At 47.1% G+C, this 20,560-nt stretch carries 17 protein-coding genes; 13 read left to right on the top strand and 4 right to left on the bottom strand.

What is annotated here, in order from left to right:
- Position 1 precedes the first annotated feature (1 nt).
- From RH46_RS01530 to purT, 3 genes are all read left to right on the top strand, one after another.
- Positions 2-1,417, top strand: a complete 1,416-nt coding sequence (locus RH46_RS01530; RefSeq protein ID WP_006877634.1) for a leukocidin family pore-forming toxin — start codon at positions 2-4, stop codon at positions 1,415-1,417.
- A 348-nt stretch (positions 1,418-1,765) separates the two neighbouring features.
- Complete coding sequence (gene cdd, locus RH46_RS01525; RefSeq protein ID WP_006877633.1) at positions 1,766-2,653, top strand: cytidine deaminase; 888 nt, start codon at positions 1,766-1,768, stop codon at positions 2,651-2,653.
- Between the two features lie 231 nt (positions 2,654-2,884).
- Positions 2,885-4,060, top strand: a complete 1,176-nt coding sequence (gene purT / locus RH46_RS01520) for a formate-dependent phosphoribosylglycinamide formyltransferase (RefSeq protein ID WP_006877632.1) — start codon at positions 2,885-2,887, stop codon at positions 4,058-4,060.
- Positions 4,061-4,111: 51 nt separating this feature from the next.
- Here purT and RH46_RS01515 read toward each other — a convergent pair whose 3' ends face one another.
- Complete coding sequence (locus RH46_RS01515; protein ID WP_006877631.1) at positions 4,112-4,762, bottom strand: thiopurine S-methyltransferase; 651 nt, start codon at positions 4,760-4,762, stop codon at positions 4,112-4,114.
- Positions 4,763-5,096: 334 nt separating this feature from the next.
- Here RH46_RS01515 and RH46_RS01510 point away from each other — a divergent pair, with 334 nt between their 5' ends.
- Together RH46_RS01510 and RH46_RS01505 are read left to right on the top strand one after the other, a co-directional pair.
- Positions 5,097-5,870 carry a RelA/SpoT domain-containing protein gene (locus tag RH46_RS01510; protein ID WP_006877630.1) on the top strand — a complete coding sequence of 258 codons (774 nt, stop codon included), beginning with the start codon at positions 5,097-5,099 and terminating at the stop codon, positions 5,868-5,870.
- A gap of 111 nt (positions 5,871-5,981) precedes the next feature.
- Positions 5,982-6,959 carry a DUF3187 family protein gene (locus RH46_RS01505; protein ID WP_006877629.1) on the top strand — a complete coding sequence of 326 codons (978 nt, stop codon included), beginning with the start codon at positions 5,982-5,984 and terminating at the stop codon, positions 6,957-6,959.
- Here RH46_RS01505 and RH46_RS01500 read toward each other — a convergent pair.
- A complete protein-coding gene (locus RH46_RS01500) occupies positions 6,956-7,699 on the bottom strand; it encodes a sporulation protein (RefSeq protein ID WP_006877628.1) in 744 nt (247 codons plus the stop codon). The two genes, RH46_RS01505 and RH46_RS01500, sit on opposite strands and share 4 nt — an antisense overlap.
- 188 nt (positions 7,700-7,887) lie before the next feature.
- Here RH46_RS01500 and hutC point away from each other — a divergent pair, with 188 nt between their 5' ends.
- The 5 genes from hutC to hutH all read left to right on the top strand — a co-directional run bounded on the left by hutC (position 7,888) and on the right by hutH (position 14,245).
- Entirely contained in the window at positions 7,888-8,601 is a 714-nt protein-coding gene (hutC, locus tag RH46_RS01495; protein ID WP_006877627.1) for a histidine utilization transcriptional repressor HutC, read from the top strand.
- Between the two features lie 103 nt (positions 8,602-8,704).
- On the top strand, positions 8,705-9,919 hold the full coding sequence (gene hutI / locus RH46_RS01490) for an imidazolonepropionase (RefSeq protein ID WP_006877626.1): 1,215 nt from the start codon (positions 8,705-8,707) through the stop codon (positions 9,917-9,919).
- Positions 9,912-10,910, top strand: a complete 999-nt coding sequence (gene hutG, locus RH46_RS01485; protein ID WP_006877625.1) for a formimidoylglutamase — start codon at positions 9,912-9,914, stop codon at positions 10,908-10,910. The genes hutI and hutG overlap by 8 nt, the downstream gene beginning before the upstream one ends.
- Positions 10,911-11,000: 90 nt before the next feature.
- Complete coding sequence (hutU, locus tag RH46_RS01480; protein WP_006877624.1) at positions 11,001-12,698, top strand: urocanate hydratase; 1,698 nt, start codon at positions 11,001-11,003, stop codon at positions 12,696-12,698.
- Between the two features lie 2 nt (positions 12,699-12,700).
- Positions 12,701-14,245: a histidine ammonia-lyase gene (gene hutH / locus RH46_RS01475; protein WP_174263831.1), complete on the top strand. Its 1,545-nt coding sequence runs from the start codon at positions 12,701-12,703 to the stop codon at positions 14,243-14,245.
- A gap of 67 nt (positions 14,246-14,312) precedes the next feature.
- Here hutH and RH46_RS01470 read toward each other — a convergent pair whose 3' ends face one another.
- Both RH46_RS01470 and ydiJ read right to left on the bottom strand, forming a co-directional pair.
- On the bottom strand, positions 14,313-14,774 hold the full coding sequence (locus RH46_RS01470) for a methyltransferase family protein (protein WP_006877622.1): 462 nt from the start codon (positions 14,772-14,774) through the stop codon (positions 14,313-14,315).
- Positions 14,775-14,840: 66 nt separating this feature from the next.
- Positions 14,841-17,873, bottom strand: a complete 3,033-nt coding sequence (gene ydiJ / locus RH46_RS01465) for a D-2-hydroxyglutarate dehydrogenase YdiJ (protein ID WP_006877621.1) — start codon at positions 17,871-17,873, stop codon at positions 14,841-14,843.
- Between the two features lie 206 nt (positions 17,874-18,079).
- Here ydiJ and RH46_RS01460 point away from each other — a divergent pair, with 206 nt between their 5' ends.
- From RH46_RS01460 to RH46_RS01450, 3 genes are all read left to right on the top strand, one after another.
- Entirely contained in the window at positions 18,080-18,766 is a 687-nt protein-coding gene (locus RH46_RS01460; RefSeq protein ID WP_006877620.1) for a DUF3334 family protein, read from the top strand.
- Between the two features lie 155 nt (positions 18,767-18,921).
- Positions 18,922-19,605, top strand: coding sequence for a DUF2786 domain-containing protein (locus tag RH46_RS01455; protein ID WP_006877619.1), 684 nt, complete (start codon positions 18,922-18,924; stop codon positions 19,603-19,605).
- Positions 19,606-19,750: 145 nt separating this feature from the next.
- A complete protein-coding gene (locus tag RH46_RS01450) occupies positions 19,751-20,419 on the top strand; it encodes a YiaD family glycine zipper/OmpA-like lipoprotein (RefSeq protein ID WP_006877618.1) in 669 nt (222 codons plus the stop codon).
- Positions 20,420-20,560 lie beyond the last annotated feature (141 nt).

The following is a 20,560-nucleotide window of genomic DNA, read 5'->3' as shown; positions in this document are numbered from 1 at the left end:
TATGAAAACTTCTACTTTTTGCACACTTTCTTTACTTGCAGCTTCTACCAATGCATTGGCCGACAACTATGTACCTATTGTCGAAACCGTACACTACATCACTAGCTCTAAGATGACGTGTAACCTCTACACAAGTAAAGATTTCGATAAAACACGCGATTGGTGTAATGCTGGGGCATCGGTTGATCTTAGAGTGACAGTCGCACAGATGCGTTCTGTTCAGTCATCAACTTCACAAGGTTTTACACCAGACGCTAAGATCGTTCGCTTCACTATTGATGCAGATAAACCTGGCACAGGTTTCCACCTGGTAGACGACCTGCAGCAGGATCATAGTTGGTTCCAGAGCTGGGCAAACCGTCGCACATACATCGGTCCATTTGCCAGCAGTTATGATTTGTGGGTGAAGCCGGTCTCAGGTTATGTGCCAAAAAAAGTCAGCGATTTCCCTCATAACGAAAACAAAAACTACCAGCACCGCGATACGCATGGTTATTCAATCGGCATCAATGGCTCATTGGGCGCAGAAGTAGGTAAAGATGGCCCTAAAGTCGGTGGTGAAGTGGGTGCCTCATTCAGCTATAAGAATGAAAAAACATTGGTATTCGACACCAAAGACTATCGGGTAAATAACCGTTCTTCGCTGAGCGACTTCCAAGTCTCATTTGAGCGTGAGTTTGACGAGTGTTCAGAGCTAAGACGTCAGGAGCTGGGATGTTACTTTACTGCCGCACACTGGGGCAGCGGCTGGGTATTTGATAAATCGAAGTTTAATCCGATCTCGTATGCCAACTTCAAACCAAACTATGACGTAATATACGAAGCTCCTGTGAATCAAGATGGGACGACTAAGTTTCAAATTGGTGCCCAGTTCACCGCCAAGGCACGCTATGGCGATGTTATCCCGTCTGCACTGTTCTCGGTGTATGGCCCTGCAGGTTCGTCATGGATCGCTCGCTCAATCAATACGTCATTTACGATCGATTGGAACCATCCGCTGTTTGAAGCAGAAGCTCACGTAACCTTGCAGTCATTAAGCAATAACGATCTCTGTCTGGATGTTTACGGAACCAATGGTGATAAGTCAGCAGAAGGCGGCCAGGTAAATGGTTATTCTTGTCACGGCAACTGGAATCAAATCTGGGGTCTGGACAAACAAGAGCGATACCGCAGTCGTGTCGACCCTGACCGTTGCCTGACTGTCTCAGCGTCTAAGACGTTAACAGTAGAGTCATGTGGCTCAAATCTGGCACAAAAATGGTTCTGGGAAGGTGATAAGTTAATCAGCCGCTACGTTGATGGTTCGAATGATCGCTATGTTCTTAATATAGTGTCTGGTCAAAACGTCGGTATAACACCGGAAGATCAGGCTACCCATGCGAGATGGAAGCCAGTACTTCAACAAATTAAGCTGTAATCATTTGTTATCTTAAAACGGAAAGCACTGCTTTCCGTTTTTTTGATCGTAAAACTGTTTATTGCTGTTAATACCCTCTTCTACACTTAACTATCTGAAACATCAGACTCTCCCCAAGCAAACTCCACCTTTGTTCGACTCAGTTCATATAATTTCGCTCTGCAATCGTTATCATGTGTGAGCTCACTCTAATTATGTAACGAACAAATTCATTACAATCAATATTGTGACTTAGATCTCTGAACATTTTTGAGTGTTACATAAAATGTAATACCAATATCAGAGTTTATTCCTAAGTTAACCGAACTAAGCTCAAAGATATCAATTACGCTGAAACAAGGATTCACTATGAGAAGCCGCATTGAACAAGCGCTGTCTGAAGCGCCAAAAAACGTAGCAGATTTCTTATCGCCTATTCTTCTCGCTGACGATTTCGACGCGACCCTCTCTGCCGAGCAGTTTGAACAGTTACTGACAATCTCCGGAATGGAAGATGCTGACCTTCGTGTCGCTTTACTCCCATTCGCGGCCGCCTACTCTTACGCGCCTCTGTCTAATTTCTATGTAGGTGCTATTGTGCGTGGTGTCTCTGGTAAGCTTTACTTCGGTGCTAATGTCGAGTTTTCAGGCGTCCAGTTAGGGCAAACCGTTCACGCAGAACAATCTGCAATTAGCCACGCTTGGATGAAAGGCGAACAAGGCGTTGCCGATATCACCATCAATTTCAGCCCTTGTGGTCACTGTCGCCAGTTTATGAACGAGCTTTCAACAGCAGATAAGCTTCGCATTCAATTACCAGAGCGAGACAGTAAATCACTGCAGGAGTACCTACCTGAATCATTCGGCCCTGCCGATCTTGGTATTGAGTCAGCTCTAATGACTACGGTTGACCATGGCAAGCAGTGTGATGAGCAAGACGAACTGGTTCAGTCAGCGATTGATGCACTAAACCGCAGCCACGCTCCTTACACCCACAATTTAAGCGGTGTGGCAATTAAGATGAACAACGGTAAAGTTTATCAAGGCGCCTACGCAGAAAATGCTGCGTTTAACCCTAGCCTGCCTCCACTGCAAGTTGCATTGGTTCAGCTCCTGCTTGATCGTCAGGATCTGGAACAGATTCACTCAGCGGCACTGGTAGAAGCGCAAGGTGGTACCATCAGCCATCTGGCTAACACCCAGGCGACTCTGGAAGCAATTAACCCAGATATCCCAATGAGTTATTTAGAGCTTTAAGTTCGATTAAAGGCGCTATCACAGCGCCTTTTTTATTGGCTAACCTTCTCTAAAGTCACTCCTCAGCCATCTCTATCAATTCGACATCTTTCTTACAGGTGGATGTTTTTCATGCCCTGTTATATTTACGACTATTTTCCTAGATTAAACACGACGCAAACGTTTGCTTTTTATCTCACAATCAGTATGATGCCCCCATTCAACTAATCCTCGTAGAGTTTAAGGTTAAATATGTTTGGTACAGCAACGGCAAAAAGTGCAACCCGCGTGATGCTTCTCGGTTCAGGTGAATTAGGCAAAGAGGTCGCGATTGAATGTCAGCGACTAGGTCTTGAAGTGATTGCCTGCGATCGTTATGAAAACGCTCCAGCAATGCAAGTGGCTCACCGCAGCTACACATTAGACATGTTAGATGGCGATCAGCTTCAAGCGATTATCGATAAAGAGCAACCGGATTACGTTGTTCCAGAAATCGAAGCTATCGCGACAGATACCTTAGTCGCACTCGAAGCTAAAGGGCTCAATGTTGTACCAACCGCTAAAGCAACCAAACTGACGATGAACCGCGAAGGCATTCGTCGTCTTGCGGCTGAGGAGTTACAACTGACTACCTCTCCCTACCGTTTTGCTGACAACTATCAGGAGTTTAAAGCGGCAGTAGAAGCAGTCGGTATCCCGTGTGTCTGTAAGCCAGTAATGAGTTCTTCTGGTAAAGGTCAGAGCGTGATTAAAACCGCTGAGGATGTCGACACAGCTTGGAACTACGCTCAGGAAGGCGGTAGAACTGGCGCAGGTCGCGTGATCGTTGAAGGCTTTATCGACTTTGATTATGAAATCACTCTACTCACGGTTCGCGCTGTCGACGGTACACACTTCTGCGCGCCAATCGGCCATCGTCAGGAAGATGGTGATTACCGAGAGTCATGGCAGCCACAAGCGATGTCTGACGCAGCACTTAAAGCGGCTCAGGATGCAGCAGGTAAAGTCGTCAATGCTCTGGGTGGTTTTGGTATCTTTGGTGTCGAGCTGTTTATCAAAGGCGACACGGTTATCTTTAATGAAGTCTCCCCTCGCCCACACGACACAGGCCTGGTTACTCTGATGTCACAAGATAACTCTGAGTTTGCTCTGCATGTTCGCGCCTTTACTGGCCTGCCAATTTCATCGATTACACAGTATGGTCCAGCGGCTTCGGCCGTTATCTTAGGTCAAGGCACTTCAACGGATATCCGTTTTGATGGTATTACGGATGCACTGAGCCAACCTCTGACCCAAGTACGCTTGTTCGGCAAGCCAGACATCGATGGCCGTCGCCGTCTGGGTGTGGCTATTACGCGTCGTGAAGATATTGAAACAGCAGTTAAAGATGCACTAACGAGTGCGGGCAAAGTGAAAGTGGTTTACTAAAATCAGCTCCTATTTAAAAAAGGCTTGGTAATAACCAAGCCTTTTCTGTTTCTATTCGCTTTCAATTAAATACACTTCTTCGGCAAAGCGAGATAAGCCTTTCTTAGCAATCTTAGGATGATCCTGATCGGCTTCATCACGATATAGTCTGGTCACTTTATATTCAGCGAATAGAGAGCGGATTTCTGCTTCTGCGACAGAAAATGGAGGCCCCGCCATTTCACTTTGATCGTAGTCGAGGCTAACAAGCAATATTCTCGCACCTGGGTTCAGTAGCGATTTAATCTTCGCGACATATTCTGCACGCATCTCTTCCGGTAGTGCCACCAGCGAAGCGCGATCATAAACAATGTCGACAGGCTTAAGTGGTGCAGTAAAGAAGTCACCACTGTAAATAGATAGCTCATCAAACTGGAACAGCTCATGCTGGCCGTTGATTGGCATCACCATTGGTGTGTAAAAATGCTCAGCAAAGAAAGCGCGTACCGCGATGTTACTCAGTTCAGCTCCCTGAACATCAGCGTGTTTGGTCGCCAGCCAGACAAGATCTTCGGACTTTCCGCACAGTGGGACCAATACTTTATCTTCATGGGTCGGCTTAGTGTGCTGCCAATACTCAATCAATAGTGGGTTTACATCTTCAAGATGAAAACCGATTTGGTTCGCGGCCCATTTTCCGTGCCAAAACTCTGGATCTCTCATTGTAATTCTCTGTTGCTGACTTGATAGCGCATAGCCTATCTGAAAGCGCTGCCAAGTGGTATAGCGAATTTAACTAACCTGAAGAGTTCATTCAGATTAAGTTCATGTTGTCCGTTTATACTTGGTTACATACTAACGCTGAACCTTTAAAAAACACGGCACTCTAAATAGTCACATAGGATATGAGATGCTGTTCAAACTTTTGAAAATGTAAGGGTAGCAAGCGATTGGAAACGCAAAATCTAACCCCATTACTATGTAGAGATGAGTGGTCTTAGTGCTTGAAACTTTTTTCGACACCTTTTAGCTAAGCCGACACATCTAAGGAGAGTGAATGAGCCTATTTTTGCGAACTACGGCCCTGATGCTTTTAATGCTCAGCCGTGCACCTGCATTTGCCGCTATTCCAACCGCACCAGCTAACGAGGAAAATCGTTCTACTAACCAGAACGAAGTGTGTTCCCACGCATTCAAACATAACCTGAGCGGTCTTTACGGCATTCAATCAATGTCTACTACTCCAACTCAACCGTATTCTGATTTCGACGTGCTATACAGTAAAGCTCACCAAGCGCAGGCTGAACTTGAAACGCTATGTAAAAGCACTGCCCTGCTGACCTCTACTGAATCTTACTTCGCTGGCGTAAAATCTGCTGAGCGCGCTAAAGAGAAGATCGCTTATGAACTGAATGGTCAGCCAGAGCGTATCACTGACCTTGCTCGTGCAACTATTGTGGCTGACGATATTGAAAGCCTGATGGCGGCATACGAAGTACTGAATCGCGAGACCACTGTAGTTAAAGTGAAAAACCGCTTTAAAAAACCTGGTGCGTCTGGTTACCGCGACCTGAATCTATTGGTCAAACTACCAAAAACAAATCTTGTTGCTGAGGTTCAGCTCCACCTGAAAGCCATTGCTGATGTTAAAAGTGGTCCTGAGCATGAGTTCTATGAACAGATCCAGAAGATTGAACGATTAGCTGCTTTAGAATCTCGCGAGATTAACGACCTTGAACAGGCGCAAATTCGTACCATGCGTCGTCAGTCTAAAGAGCTGTATCAAAACGCATGGCAACCATACATTACTACTCACCTGAAAGCCGCTTAAGCGAAAATTAATTGCCCCACACGGGGCAATTTTTTTGCCTTATTTAGCAAACCCTCATGTTTTAAACTACATTATTATCATAAACATAATAATAATTTATGGGGGTTAGTCATGCGGTTTCCCGTCTGGTTACTTATCCTTGTTGTCGGTCAATTTACTATTCCAGTCAGCTATGGAAGTGATGGTTTTGGTCCGCTACAAAGCTATACTCAATCCCCATTTCATACCAATAGTCTTTCCCCTCAGTTGCGTTCTGGTTTTTCTATGCAGGAAGACGAAAGCGAAGTTTACGCATCAGGTACTATTTCTAGTATCTGGGCGGTCACTGCTACCTATGAACTTGATTATTACCAGAACCAGATTGCCTTTGGTGGTAGATGGCAACTCGACTCACGCTGGCAGCTTGACCTCAATTATCGTTGGAACTATGCCGGTAACAACCACCTAGATGGACTGACGATTGCGTTTCACGACTGGTTTTCTATCGATCAGAATGGACGGGAAGATGTCGATAACGATCGATTCGTCATCAATATGCCCGAGTATGGCATTGAACTGGAGGATTTTCGTGGGGAGACGTTGAGCCACGCCATTACCGGTTACTTGCAACGTCAGCTAATTACCAATGACCATCACGGCTTATCCCTTGGTATCTCACTTTACTACAATGACACCGACCACGGCCTGTTCAGTTCTTCTGAGTTTGAACAGGCAATTCAGGTTAACTATGGCTATCGCAGAGACAAACATTCCCTTGATACCACGTTGGCACTCACTTTTCGCAATACCCCGACCGTTTTCGAGCAGATGCCGTACCGAAATAGCACCTGGTCGCTCGGTACAAGTTATCAGTACCAGCTTTTTGAGCAACATACCTTTATTGGCCAATTCGCCATTCATCAGGGGGTGACGGATGACGATAGCGAGTTCTCGAAGCCATCAACCGAATTTACTCTGGGCTATCGTTACACATTAAAAAATACCGCGGTAGAAATCACCGCGGTAGAGAATATGTTTAATGCCGATAACAGTACCGATATCGCTTTTGGCGTTGCGTTCCGTTATCGTTTTGGCGGGGCTGACAGTTAAACTGAAAGAATACGGTTAACTGCAGCAGAGATTTCTGAATCAGAAGCCTGACGATGCAAAGAGAAAGAGATGTACTGGTCACCACGCATGCTCAATGAGCGATCAATCTCCGCCAGACAGTGCACAGTAGAACCTTCTAATACAAAAGACAGTTCAATCTCTTTACTACTGATAAAGCCATTGTTACGGAATTCGATTTCCTGATAACAACCTGACTTAGAACTAAAGTTACCACCGCGCAAGAAGCCTTTCTCTACATCCGCTTTAACCATTCCAAATCCAGCCTGTTCAATGGCACTCAGGATTTTGGCAACCACAGGTAAAGGTCGTACTTCGACAAAGTCTCTGTCTTTTGGATCAATAGCAAAGTCGATATCCAGAGTTGTCTCAACCCATACATGGCATTGGTTTTTCAGTGCGTTAAGCGCAGTGATCGGCGTTTCCGCATCAAGAGGCAACTCAAATGGAACCTGTTTCAGCTCATTTGGCTGGATGACAAACGGCTGTACTGCCTGAAGTTTGGCTAAGATAAAGTCCTGATAGCTAGTGCTTTCATCACTCTCTACTTTCATTTCTGTACAGAGTTTAAGATTGATAGCGTCGATCTGCTGTTCGACATCGCCACCTTTAATGTGAACCGTTCCTTTCAGTGTATCGCCTTGCACTACCGACATACTCTCTAGCACTGTATCCACTTTAGCCGCACCAATACCCAGCGAAGCTTTTAACTTTCCAAACATAGTAAATCCTTATGATTTTGTTGCAGCTACTGATTTAACGTGCCTCATGGCTTTAAGCAAGTTCTTTCTCATCATTTGACAATAAAACGTGCGCCCAGAGTCAGTTCCCGGTCTAATTAGCCGCTGACACTTGCATTATCTGGCTAAATGTATAACCATTTGTATAGTCAATTAATAAGTTCAATGTTATGAGTAATTCACCACTTTACCTCCAGATCAAACAGTATATCGCCGAACAGATTGATCAGGGCTACTGGCCAGTCGGGCATCGTATCACAACCGAGCTTGAACTGACCAAACAGTTCAATGTCAGTCGTATGACCGTTAATAAAGCGATTCGTGATCTTGTGTCTGAAGGTCGCCTGGTCAGACGGCCACGTCTGGGGACATTTGTCTGTGCCCCTGATGATAAAGCAGAGTCTCCACTACTCGATATTCGTAACATTGCTAAAGAAGTTGAACAGCGTGGCAAAGCGTATAGCAGCAAGGTGGTGAAGCAGGTTGCTCTCACTGCCGATGATGCGGTTGCCATGAAGTTGGGCGTCATGTTGGGTAGCAGCGTCTTTTATAGTGAAATCATCCACTTTGAAGACAAGTCTCCTATCCAGCTTGAGCTGCGCTGGGTCAATGCTAGCTACGCTCCCAACTATCTCCAACAAGACTTTTCACAGATTACGCCCAACCAGTATCTGTCTGAAAACTGCCCGCTAAGTGCCATTGAGCATACCGTTGAAGCGATAGTCGCTGATGAGAGTGTTCGATCGGCACTGCGTCTGGCAGTCAATGAACCTTGCCTGCTACTTAATCGCAGAACATGGAGCCAGGAAAAGCTGGTAAGCACTGCATTACTCTACCATCCGGGTACTCGTTACAAATTAAGCTCTAAAGTTCTTCTTTCTTAGAGCATTTCATACTTTTTACTGATCACATTTTTGCAACATCGCACTTGATCAATTAGCTAACTTGAACCAGTATTTGTATATACATTTGATTATGAGTATTACTATGAAGCCTGTTGATGAATTAATTTTAACCAATGCCAGAGTCGTAACCATGACCCAAGGAAGTAATGGTTACGCTGTTTCTCCTCTGTGCAATATTCATATCGAACAGGGCCGAATCCTCAAGTTATCTGAGTCAGATGTTGCTTCAGGGGATAATGTATTTGATTGTGAAGGTCGACTGGTCACGCCTGGCTTTATCGATTGTCATACTCACCTTGTCTTTGCAGGCAGTCGTGCAGACGAATTCGAGCAGCGCCTCAAAGGTGTACCCTATCAGGAGATTGCCAAACAAGGCGGAGGTATTCTGTCAACAGTCCGAGCGACACGCGAGGCTTCTGTTGACCAGCTGACTGAGCTGGCACTGCCGCGTTTAGATGGTTTGATTCGAAGCGGCGTCACGTCTGTCGAAGTCAAATCCGGCTACGGACTGACTATTGATGACGAAATCAAGATGCTTCGTGCAGCAAAAGCGCTCGAAGCACACCGAAAAATTCGTATCACCACGACGCTTTTAGCAGCTCATGCCTTACCACCTGAATACCGTGGTCGTGCCGACGACTACATTGATTTAGTCTGCCACGAGATCATTCCGCTCGTCGCTGAGGAAAAGCTAGCGACCAGTGTTGACGTATTTTGCGAATCGATTGGTTTTAACCTGCAACAGACAGAGAAGGTCTTTCAGGCAGCGATTAAACACGGTCTCAAAGTGAAAGGTCATACTGAGCAATTGTCTAACCTTGGGGGTACTGCATTAACAGCTCAATATGGTGGTTTGTCTGCCGATCATATTGAGTTTCTTGACCAAGTTGGCGTTGAGGCTATGGCTAAGTCAAACACGGTCGCGACCCTGCTTCCCGGCGCATTCTACTTCTTAAAAGAGACACAGCTACCGCCGATTGATCTGCTACGTCAACACAATGTACCGATGGCAATTGCCACTGATTTGAATCCGGGCACCTCACCTTTTGCAGATTTGACTATGATGATGAATATGGGCTGCACATTATTCGGATTAACACCTGAAGAAACGTTGCGTGGAGTAACGGTTAATGCAGCTCAGGCACTCGGTTACGGTGACAGCAGAGGACAAATCGCAACAGGTTTCGATGCAGACCTTGCAATCTGGGACGTGAATCACCCAGCCGAGTTTAGCTATTTCCAAGGCGCCCCGCGTTTAGCTGCACGTCTTGTTGCCGGAGAGTTGGATCATGTCTAATCACGTAATCACAAACCAAGAGTTTCACTGGCAAGGTCGCCACGACGTGGAAGACGGTCCACTCGGAAAACGCGTTCACCATGTCATCAAACAGATGCAGGTTGATCAACTTCAGCCATACCATAATGCTGTCAGTCTGTTAGGTTTCTGTAGTGATGCAGGTGTCGCGCGTAATAAAGGCCGTATTGGTGCTCGCCGGGCACCTGACCTAATCCGCCGCGCACTGGCAAATATGGCTTGGCACAAACAAAGTGCGCTGATCGACTTGGGCAATGTCATCTGTGATGATGATCTGCTTGAGCAAAGTCAGGAACAGTGTGCTGACGTGATTGCCACCGCTCTGAGATCCACACCAGTCATCACACTGGGTGGTGGTCACGAAGTCGCGTGGGCGTCCTTCCAGGGTTTGGCTAAGTATTTTGAATACCTCAATCCGGCTACGCCACCAAAAATCGGCATCATCAATCTTGATGCTCACTTTGACTTACGCGCGTTTGAAAGCGAGCACCCTGAAATCAAGCCGAGTTCAGGTACACCATTCAATCAAATTCAACACTACTGCGCGATGCACGACTGGCCTTTCCATTACGCCTGCTTAGGTGTTAGCCGCGCAAGTAACACTGAGGCGCTGTTTAAGCGCGCAGACGACCTTGGCGTTTGGTACGTCGAAGATAAAGATCTTGCGCATTTGAACCATGTCTACCACCTGACCCAACTGCAGCACTTTATCGATAAGTGTGACTACATCTATCTGACCATAGATTTGGATGTATTCCCTGCAGCAACGGCTCCCGGAGTAAGCGCTCCTGCAGCTCGCGGCGTCAGCATCGACATGATCGCCCCCTTTATCGAACGAATTCTGCATTACAAGCAAAAACTGGTCATTGCGGATATTGCTGAATACAACCCGACCTACGATGTCGATAGTCAGACTGCACGTTTGGCCGCCCGACTGTGTTGGGATATAGCAAACGCTTTTTCCGAAAAATAATAACCCATCAGGCGGTGGCTAGCCTGCAGGTGCATTATGCGCCCTAGCCCCCTGTTTGCCTGAATAACGTGAACCACAAGGAGTCTTACCATGACGGAACGCCAAGTAGAAGATAAGCGTCTCGATACGTCCAGAACCATTCGCGCGCCACACGGCACGACATTGAGAGCAAAATCTTGGCTAACAGAAGCACCGCTTCGTATGCTGATGAACAACTTAGATCCTGACGTTGCTGAGCATCCGCATTCTTTGGTCGTGTATGGTGGTATTGGTCGCGCAGCGCGCAACTGGGAGTGTTACGACAAGATTGTTGAAGTACTGGAGCGTCTGGAAGACGACCAAACACTGGTCGTGCAATCAGGCAAACCTGTTGGTGTGTTCCCTACTCATAAAAATGCACCTCGCGTACTTATTGCCAACTCAAACCTGGTACCACACTGGGCTAACTGGGAACACTTTAACGAGTTAGATAAGCAAGGTCTGATGATGTACGGTCAGATGACAGCAGGCAGCTGGATCTACATCGGATCACAAGGCATCGTTCAGGGCACTTACGAGACTTTCGTCTCAGTAGCGAAGAAACACTTTGACGGTAACGCTAAAGGACGCTGGGTTCTGACCGGTGGTCTTGGCGGCATGGGTGGCGCTCAGCCTCTGGCAGCAACTATGGCCGGCTTCTCAATGATTGCCGTTGAATGTGATGAATCACGTATAGACTACCGTCTGCGTACTGGTTATGTTGATAAGAAGGCAACAAGTCTGGATGAAGCTCTGGCGATTATTTATGAATCAGAAACACCGGTATCCGTTGGCCTGCTAGGCAACGCTGCCGATGTCTTCCCTGAGCTAGTAGAGCGTAACATCACGCCTGACGTGGTCACTGACCAAACCTCTGCGCATGACCCTCTGAATGGTTACCTGCCAATTGGCTGGTCTATGGAGCACGCAGCGGAAATGCGCCTTAAAGACGAAGCTGCCGTTGTTGACGCAGCTAAAGAGTCAATGGCGATTCAGGTCAAAGCGATGCTAACACTGCAAGAGCGCGGTGGTGCAACACTGGACTATGGTAACAACATCCGTCAGATGGCCCTGGAGAAAGGCGTTGAGAATGCATTCGACTTCCCTGGTTTCGTTCCGGCTTACATTCGTCCGTTGTTCTGTGAAGGTATTGGTCCTTTCCGCTGGGCTGCTCTGTCAGGTGACCCAGAGGATATCTACAAAACAGACCAGAAAGTAAAAGAGCTGATCCCAGACAATCCGCATCTACACAACTGGCTGGATATGGCACGTGAGCGTATTCAGTTCCAGGGTCTTCCGGCACGTATCTGTTGGGTGGGCCTGAAAGACCGTGAGCGTCTGGGTCAGGCATTCAACGAAATGGTTAAAAATGGCGAGCTGAAAGCGCCTATCGTAATTGGTCGTGACCACCTTGATTCTGGTTCAGTTGCCAGCCCTAACCGCGAAACAGAAGGCATGATGGATGGCTCTGATGCAGTTTCAGACTGGCCACTACTGAACGCGCTACTAAACACAGCTGGCGGTGCGACTTGGGTTTCACTACACCACGGCGGCGGTGTTGGTATGGGCTTCTCGCAACACTCAGGTATGGTTATCTGTTGTGATGGTAGTCAGGATGCGTCTGAGCGTATTGCTCGCGTACTGCACAATGACCCTGCAACAGGTGTTATGCGTCACGCTGACGCGGGTTACGACATCGCTAAACAGTGCGCTGCAGACCAGGGGCTGGATCTGCCAATGCTTAACGAAGAACTAAAGAAGCTTAAATAAGGATGATGAAGATGTTGAATCTAACGCTTAAGCCGGGACAACTTAGCCTTCCAGTGCTACGTAAAATCAGTCGTTCACCAATCAATCTGACTCTTGACCCAGAGGCAATCCCAGCCATTGATGAGAGTACTCAGGTAGTTGAGCAGGTGATCGCTGAAGACCGCACTGTTTACGGCATCAACACTGGTTTTGGTCTGTTGGCGAACACTCGCATCGCACCAGAGGATCTGGAAACTCTGCAAAAGAGTATCGTACTGTCACACGCTGCAGGTATCGGCGAGTTTATGTCAGACGAAACGGTTCGCTTGATGATGGTTCTTAAGATCAACAGCCTGTCACGTGGTTACTCTGGTATTCGCCTTAAAGTCATTCAGGCGCTGATTGACCTGGTCAACTCGCAAGTTTACCCATGTGTACCGCAAAAAGGGTCTGTAGGTGCCTCTGGCGACCTTGCCCCGCTTGCGCATATGAGTACCGTTCTGCTTGGTGAAGGTCAGGCACGCCACAACGGCAAAATCATCTCAGGCGTTGAAGCACTGAAGATTGCAGGCCTGACACCAATTACGCTGGCGCCAAAAGAAGGTCTGGCGCTACTTAATGGTACTCAGGCATCAACAGCATTTGCACTTGAAGGTCTGTTCGCAGCGGAAGACTTGTTTGCATCAGCAACGGTGTGTGGTGCAATGTCAGTTGAAGCCGCTCTGGGTAGTCGTCGTCCGTTCGACCCACGTATTCACCGCGTTCGTGGTCACCGTGGTCAGATGGATGCAGCAACGGCTTACCGACACTTACTGGATAACACCAGTGAGATTGGTGAATCACACACGAGTTGTGAGAAGGTTCAGGACCCATACTCGCTGCGATGTCAGCCACAGGTAATGGGCGCATGTTTACAGCAGATCCGCAACGCTGCAGACATCCTTCAGGTAGAGGCTAACTCTGTATCGGACAACCCTCTCGTGTTTGCAGACGATGGCGACATCATCTCAGGTGGTAACTTCCACGCTGAACCTGTTGCTATGGCTGCGGATAACCTTGCTCTGGCAATTGCTGAAGTCGGTAGCCTGTCTGAGCGTCGTATGGCACTGCTCATCGACAGTGCACTGAGCAAGCTTCCGCCATTCCTGGTAGATAATGGTGGTGTTAACTCTGGCTTTATGATTGCGCAGGTAACCTCTGCGGCTCTGGCAAGCGAAAACAAGACCTTAGCTCACCCAGCTTCAGTAGATAGCTTACCGACATCAGCCAACCAGGAAGACCATGTTTCAATGGCAACCTTTGCCGGTCGTCGCCTGCGTGATATGGCGGAGAACACTCGTGGTATTCTGGCGGTTGAGTACTTATCGGCGGCACAAGGTCTGGATTTCCGCGCGCCAAACAAGTCTTCACCACGTATCGAGGAAGCAAAACATATCCTGCGTGAGAAAGTGAGCTTCTACGACAAAGACCGTTACTTTGCTCCAGATATCGAAGCAGCGAACGCGCTTCTATTGCTGGCAGTACACAACCACTTAATGCCTGAGTCTATACTGCCAAGTATCGCTTAAGCACTAATAGAGCAAAAAGCCCTACCAGATTGGTAGGGCTTTTTTGTAGCTCGCAGCGAATCCATGTTTAAATCCAGCGTCTGACTCGCTGTTTATAATCTAAATACTCTGCGCCAAACAAAGATTCTAGTGCCCGCTCTTCGGGCAAGATTTGGAAACGGTTCATGTATGCAATAAAGGTAAAGCTAAACAAGATCGCCAATATATTTTGCTGCCAATAGGCAAAACCGAACAGTAATAAAAACAGCCCCAAGTACATTGGGTTACGGGTATAAGAGAAAATTCCTGAGTCCACCACCGACGAAGCATCGTCGACTTTGATTGGGTTGACGGTTGTTTGGGCTCGGCGAAACTCATACACCCCTGCCAGACCGACAAACCCAGCGATAACAAAGCACGCTGCGAATACCAGCCAGCCTAATGGTAGGCTAACCGAAAAAGCGAGAAACTCATGACTCAAGTGGTTAATGGCAACAACAAATAGCACAAACAGCGCTACTGGCGGAATTTTACGTTCCAACTTATCCATAGATGTTCCCTAAATTGATACCAATAAAATAAAAATAGCTCAGCGTAAATGGCTGAGCTATTGATTTTAGACTATTTGCAACAATGCTTGCAGAGGATGTTGGGTTTTGACCTGTTCGAAACGCTTAACCTGACTGCGGCACGAATAGCCTGTTATCAGGCAACGCTCTTTTGGTAAATCTTGCAAACGAGGTTTCCAGCTCAAACCATAAATGTCTTTCGACATTTGCAGCTTATCGACCTCATGACCAAATGTCCCTGCCATACCACAACAGCCAACCGGCACGGTGTCTAGCCGAGCACCAAAGTGAGCGAAAATTGCCCCCCACTCTTTTTCAGCGTTTGGCATTTTGGTTTTCTCAGTACAGTGCGCAAATAGATACCAAGGTTGTTCTTCACTAGCAGGACGTTGCTCAAACTCACCCAGTTTAGGCTCTAACCACTCATGAACAGTTAGTACTTCGAAGTCACCGCGCTTATCGCCCAACACTTCCTGATATTCGTCGCGGTAACAAAGCACTAACGCAGGGTCTACGCCCACCAGAGGAACGCCAATATCTGCGACTTGCTGCAAGAAGGCGGCCGTATTAGCAGCACTGTTAGCAAAACGCTTGAGGAATCCTTTAACGTGCTGTGCTTTACCGTTAGGTTTGAACGGAAGTAATACTGGCGTCTTGCCCAACTTGCCAACCAAGGTTGCGAAATCTTCGACTACTTGTGCATCGTAGTAACTGGTAAACGGGTCCTGAACAATAACAACGTGATCTGCTTTGTCCTGTTTAGACATTGCAGCCAGTTGTTGAAGATCGAACGTTTTAAGTGCTGAAGTGCGCTGTTCCAGAGTCGGGACAGACAGTAACGGTGAATCAACATAGCCAACCGACTTAGCGGTTAAGTCCTGTACCCACTGCTGCTTAAGCGCACCATTGACCAGCTTAGGTGCCTTCGCCAATACAGGGAGCATGTTTTCAATGTTCGCCACCAAGTAGTCTTTCACCGGTCGCTGGTAACGTGAGTAGTAGATATTGAGGAAACGAGAGCGGAAGCTAGGTACGTCAACCTTAATCGGACACTGGCTGGCACACGCTTTACACGCCAGACAGCCATTCATTGCCTGATAAACTTCATGGGAGAAGTCATACTCATGACGTTTGTTAATTGTGTTACGTACTCTTTCGATCATCGTTTTAATGGTCGAGTTGTCCTCAAGCGTTTGCTTTTCGAGGTCAAGAATATCGACACCCTGCTCGGTCAACTGACGTAACCATTCGCGTACCATTCCGGCACGGCCTTTTGGTGAATGGCGACGGTCTGCGGTCACTTTCATCGAAGGACACATTGGCGAAGAAGTGTCGTAGTTAAAACACAGGCCGTTACCGTTACACTCCATCGCTTGTTTAAAGCTGTCACGCACTTGCACATCAATCTGACGGTCATAGTAGCCACGCTTAACATCGGTGACTTTAACCAACTCTTCATTGCTATCAATCGGAGTACAGATCTTGCCCGGGTTCATCTTGTTGTGCGGGTCAAATGCCGCCTTAACACGACGAAGCTCGGTAAACAGCTCTTCACCAAAGAACTCCGGACCGTATTCAGAGCGGAAGCCCTTACCATGCTCACCCCACATCAAACCGCCATATTTCGCCACCAGCTTAACCACTTCATCAGAAATCTGGTGCATCAGTGCTTCTTGCTTCGGATCGCAAAGATCAAGAGCAGGACGAACGTGGAGAACCCCGGCATCAACGTGGCCAAACATACCGTAGTTCAGCGACTTAGCATCTAGCAACTCGCGGAACTCAGCGATAAAGTCGGCCAGATTTTCTGGTGGAACACAGGTGTCCTCAGCGAATGCGACAGGTTTAGCTCGACCTTTCGCAGCCCCAAGCAGGCCGACCGCTTTTTTACGCATGTTATAGATACGACCTATGCTGGCAACATCGTCACATACCTGATAGCCGATAATTCCCGCATCTTCAGTAGCCAGCATTTGATCAAGACGCTGACACAAAGCGCTTACCTGTTGCTCAACTTCTTGTTCATCCTGACCGGCAAACTCCACCATGTTGATGCCTTGCATATCTTTGCCCGGAACATCCGTCAGCAAATCGCTAACCGTATGCCAGACAATATCTTGCTTAGCGAGGTTGAGTACTCGAGAGTCAACGGTTTCTACCGATAAGGCTTTCGCTTCGACCATAAACGGTGCATTACGCAGTGCCGAATCGAAGCTGCTGTATTTGATGTTAACCAGGGTACGAGCTTTCGGAATTGGCGTCAGGTTAAGCTTGGCTTCAGTGATAAAAGCTAATGAGCCCTCAGCGCCACACAGAACGCGAGTAAAGTTAAACTGGTCTGTATCAGTATCCAGTGCGTTCTTAAGGTCGTAGCCGGTTAGGAAGCGGTTTAGCGGAGGAAATTTAGCTTCTATCTGCTGACGTTTTTCACGACAGATTCGCTCAGTGGTGTTGTAAGCATCAAAGGCATACTCACCTTCTGCTGGCATACCATGAGAGAGGTCAGACTCTAAGCATGAACCGTCAGCGAATACCGCCTGAAGAGACAACACGTGATCTGACGTTTTACCGTACTTCAGTGACCCCTGACCCGAAGCGTCGGTATTGATCATACCACCCAGCGTCGCGCGGTTACTGGTCGATAAGTCAGGAGAGAAAAAATAACCGTATGGACGAACAGCATCATTAAGCTGATCTTTAACGATACCGGTCTGTACCCGAACCCAACCTTCGTCTTCGTTAATCTCCAGCACTTTGTTCATATGGCGAGATAAATCGACCACAACACCTTTGGTCAATGACTGACCGTTGGTACCTGTACCACCTCCACGAGGTGAGAATGTCACCCTCTCATACTGTGGCTGGATGGCTAATTTACCGATCAATGCAACGTCTTGCGTAGTTCTTGGGTGAACGACCGCCTGAGGCAGTTGCTGATAAACACTGTTGTCGGTTGATACCGCAAGTCGGCTTGAATACTGGCTTTCGATATCGCCACTAAAACCGTCTGCTTTGAGTTGTTCGAGAAAGGTGAGTACGATCGGATCCACATCCGATTGTGAATGTAATCTTGGTAACATTTGCTTCCTGCCCCCTACGACGCCGATCCTATCAGCACTGGGTTCGCTTAAAGTGTAAAAAACTATTATTTGAATCAGGTCACTTTACAACATTTAAAAGGGTGATCAAAACAGAAATGCAGTGTCAGAATGGAAGTTATCGCATTTTTTTCCCACACTTATAAATAATTGATCCTGTTTAAAGTGTTTCTATGAGCGAATCATCCATGAAAAAAAATAAAGTAATCACAACAGAAGACATCCTTTTAAAGTTATGCCAGTCCGTTTCAGGGGTTCTGACCTCTGCTACGAGCTCTAATGTTTCCTACTCTGCAATGGTGCAGAAAATCACTAAAACCAGCCTCAAGCCAGACTTTGGCTGTTTCGTCTTGTTTGACGGCGGTTTCTCTGGTCTGGTGGTCATAAACTTCACCGCTAAAGCAGCACTGGAAGTCTATACCAACTACATGCGCAATATGGGTATGCCAGAAGAAGAGCTTGCCGTTCTCCACACTTCTGATGAGGTGGCTGACGTACTTGGTGAACTGATGAACCAATTGGTCGGTCACTTTACTAACCAGGTTCGTAAAGATCTGCAAACGCATATCACCCAGAACCAACCTAAAATGCTGTCTCTGAACAAACAGGTTAATCTATCTGTTGATACCAATCTTGATCGCCCACAAGCGCGCCGAGTCACCTTCTCTACTGAGCAAGGCAATATCTTCTATTTAGAGCTGGCAATGGATAAGACTGAATTCATCCAGCTTGAGGAATTTGAAGCGGCTGAGGACGATTGCCCGGATACAATTCTGGAGCAGACTCAACAGAAGATGAAAGCAAGCAAAGAGACGAAAAGCCCAGCGGGTGAAGAAAGCAACGCTAACGACCTGCTTGATGAGTTAGGCATCTAAACTCGCCAACTCTATTATCAACCAGACATCGCCACCCTGATACGGTGGCGACTTCCTCACGCCTACTCATTATATAACTACAACGTATTTCCGTTTTTGATCGGAAAACGTTAAAATGTCCGACTTTGCTAAATATGTGAGACATACAGCGGTCGATGGATAAACAAAAAGCCCTCAAAAAAATTGCGAAATGTTTAGAGCTTGGTAATTCAGCCAACGTCAACGAAGCAGCCAATGCGATCAAAATGGCTCATCGTTTGATGCTTAAATATGGCCTCGATAAAGACGATATCGAGTTTATCAAGATGGGCAAAACACAGTCGACCCACCTCCTCCCTGCCAACGTAGGCTCTAACTTGTTGCGTATCATTCGTGGCATTAACACTAAGTTTGGCGTTGAAGCAGTACTGCTTAACCACAAAGGCCTCAAACGAGTAGAGTTTATCGGTGAAGCGGACCGCGCTATTTTTGCTGCTTTCGCCTTCGACATCATTTATCGCGAAATGAATGAACAGACAGGCCGTTTCCGTAACGGTTTTGCTGGCTCTGGTACCCCTTCAGGTGAAGTTACTCGTCGTGTGAACTCCTTCTTATCAGGCTGGGTAGAAGGTGCTCTGGAAAAGCTGCCTATCATCAGTCCAGATGAAGAATCAGCGAAGAAGATCGACGACTACATCGACAAAGAGTTTAAAAACATCGACCGCGAAACGTTTAAGCAGCAATTAAGAGAGGCGATGAAGAACTTAACTGAAGATTATGAAGTTGGTCTGAAGAAAGGTCGCACCGTTTCTGTAAACCGCCCAATCGATGGCGCACAAGCGCCCAAAATGCTCAGATAGTGCAATCTTCGTTCAGCTACCGTTAATCTTTGGTCAAATAAGCTAGATAAAATTGACATAATAAAGGCCATCAGGTTTATTCACTGTCATCCAAAAACCGGACATGGGTCTGGCTTAAAATATAATGATACACGGAGATGTTATCGTGAAAAAAATCACACTTGCTCTAGCAGTAGCAATCGCACTTTCTGGCTGTCAGGCGACGCAACGCCAAAATGCCACTACCGGTGAGACTGAGACTAACTCTGCAACTCAGGGGGCGCTAATTGGCGCTATCGCTGGTGCTGCCGTAGGTCTTGCAACAGGTGATGATGCGAAAGAACGTCGTAAGCACGCCCTAATCGGTGCTGCAGGTGGTGCGGCAGTTGGTGGCGGTGTTGGTTACTACTTCGACCAACAAGAAGCTGCTTTACGTAAACAACTGCTGAACTCTGGTGTTCAGGTTGAACGCGTTGGCGAAAACCAGCTGTTACTTCGCCTCGAAAACGGTATTGGCTTCCAGTCTAGCTCTTACCAGCTTGATTCAAGCATCCACAATACACTACGTGGTGTAGCGCAAATCCTTGTTGAATACCCAGATACTAGCCTGGTTATTGACGGTCATACTGACAGCACTGGCAGCGATACCACTAACCAGGTTCTGTCTGAGCGCCGTGCTGAATCTGTTCGTTCATACCTTGTTTCTCAAGGTGTTGCTGCTGGCCGTGCTATCGCTCGTGGTAATGGCGAACGTTACCCACTATGTACTAACAGCACTACTGAAGGTCGCGCTTGTAACCGCCGTGTAGAGATCCAAATCCTGCCTCTTAAGTAATGACACTTCCTTAAGTACAAAGATTTTAATTGGCTTCTTCGGAAGCCAATTTTCTATCCGTTGCATCAAATCTGCTCGATTGTTATCAATTTTTCCTGACTAATTGATATACTTAGCAAATACCATCTGCTTACCAATCGT

The organism is Vibrio brasiliensis LMG 20546, from assembly GCF_000189255.1.
GTDB lineage: Bacteria > Pseudomonadota > Gammaproteobacteria > Enterobacterales > Vibrionaceae > Vibrio > Vibrio brasiliensis.
The sequence above is the reverse complement of the archived record's forward strand: the minus strand, read 5'-3'. Positions and strand labels throughout refer to the sequence as shown.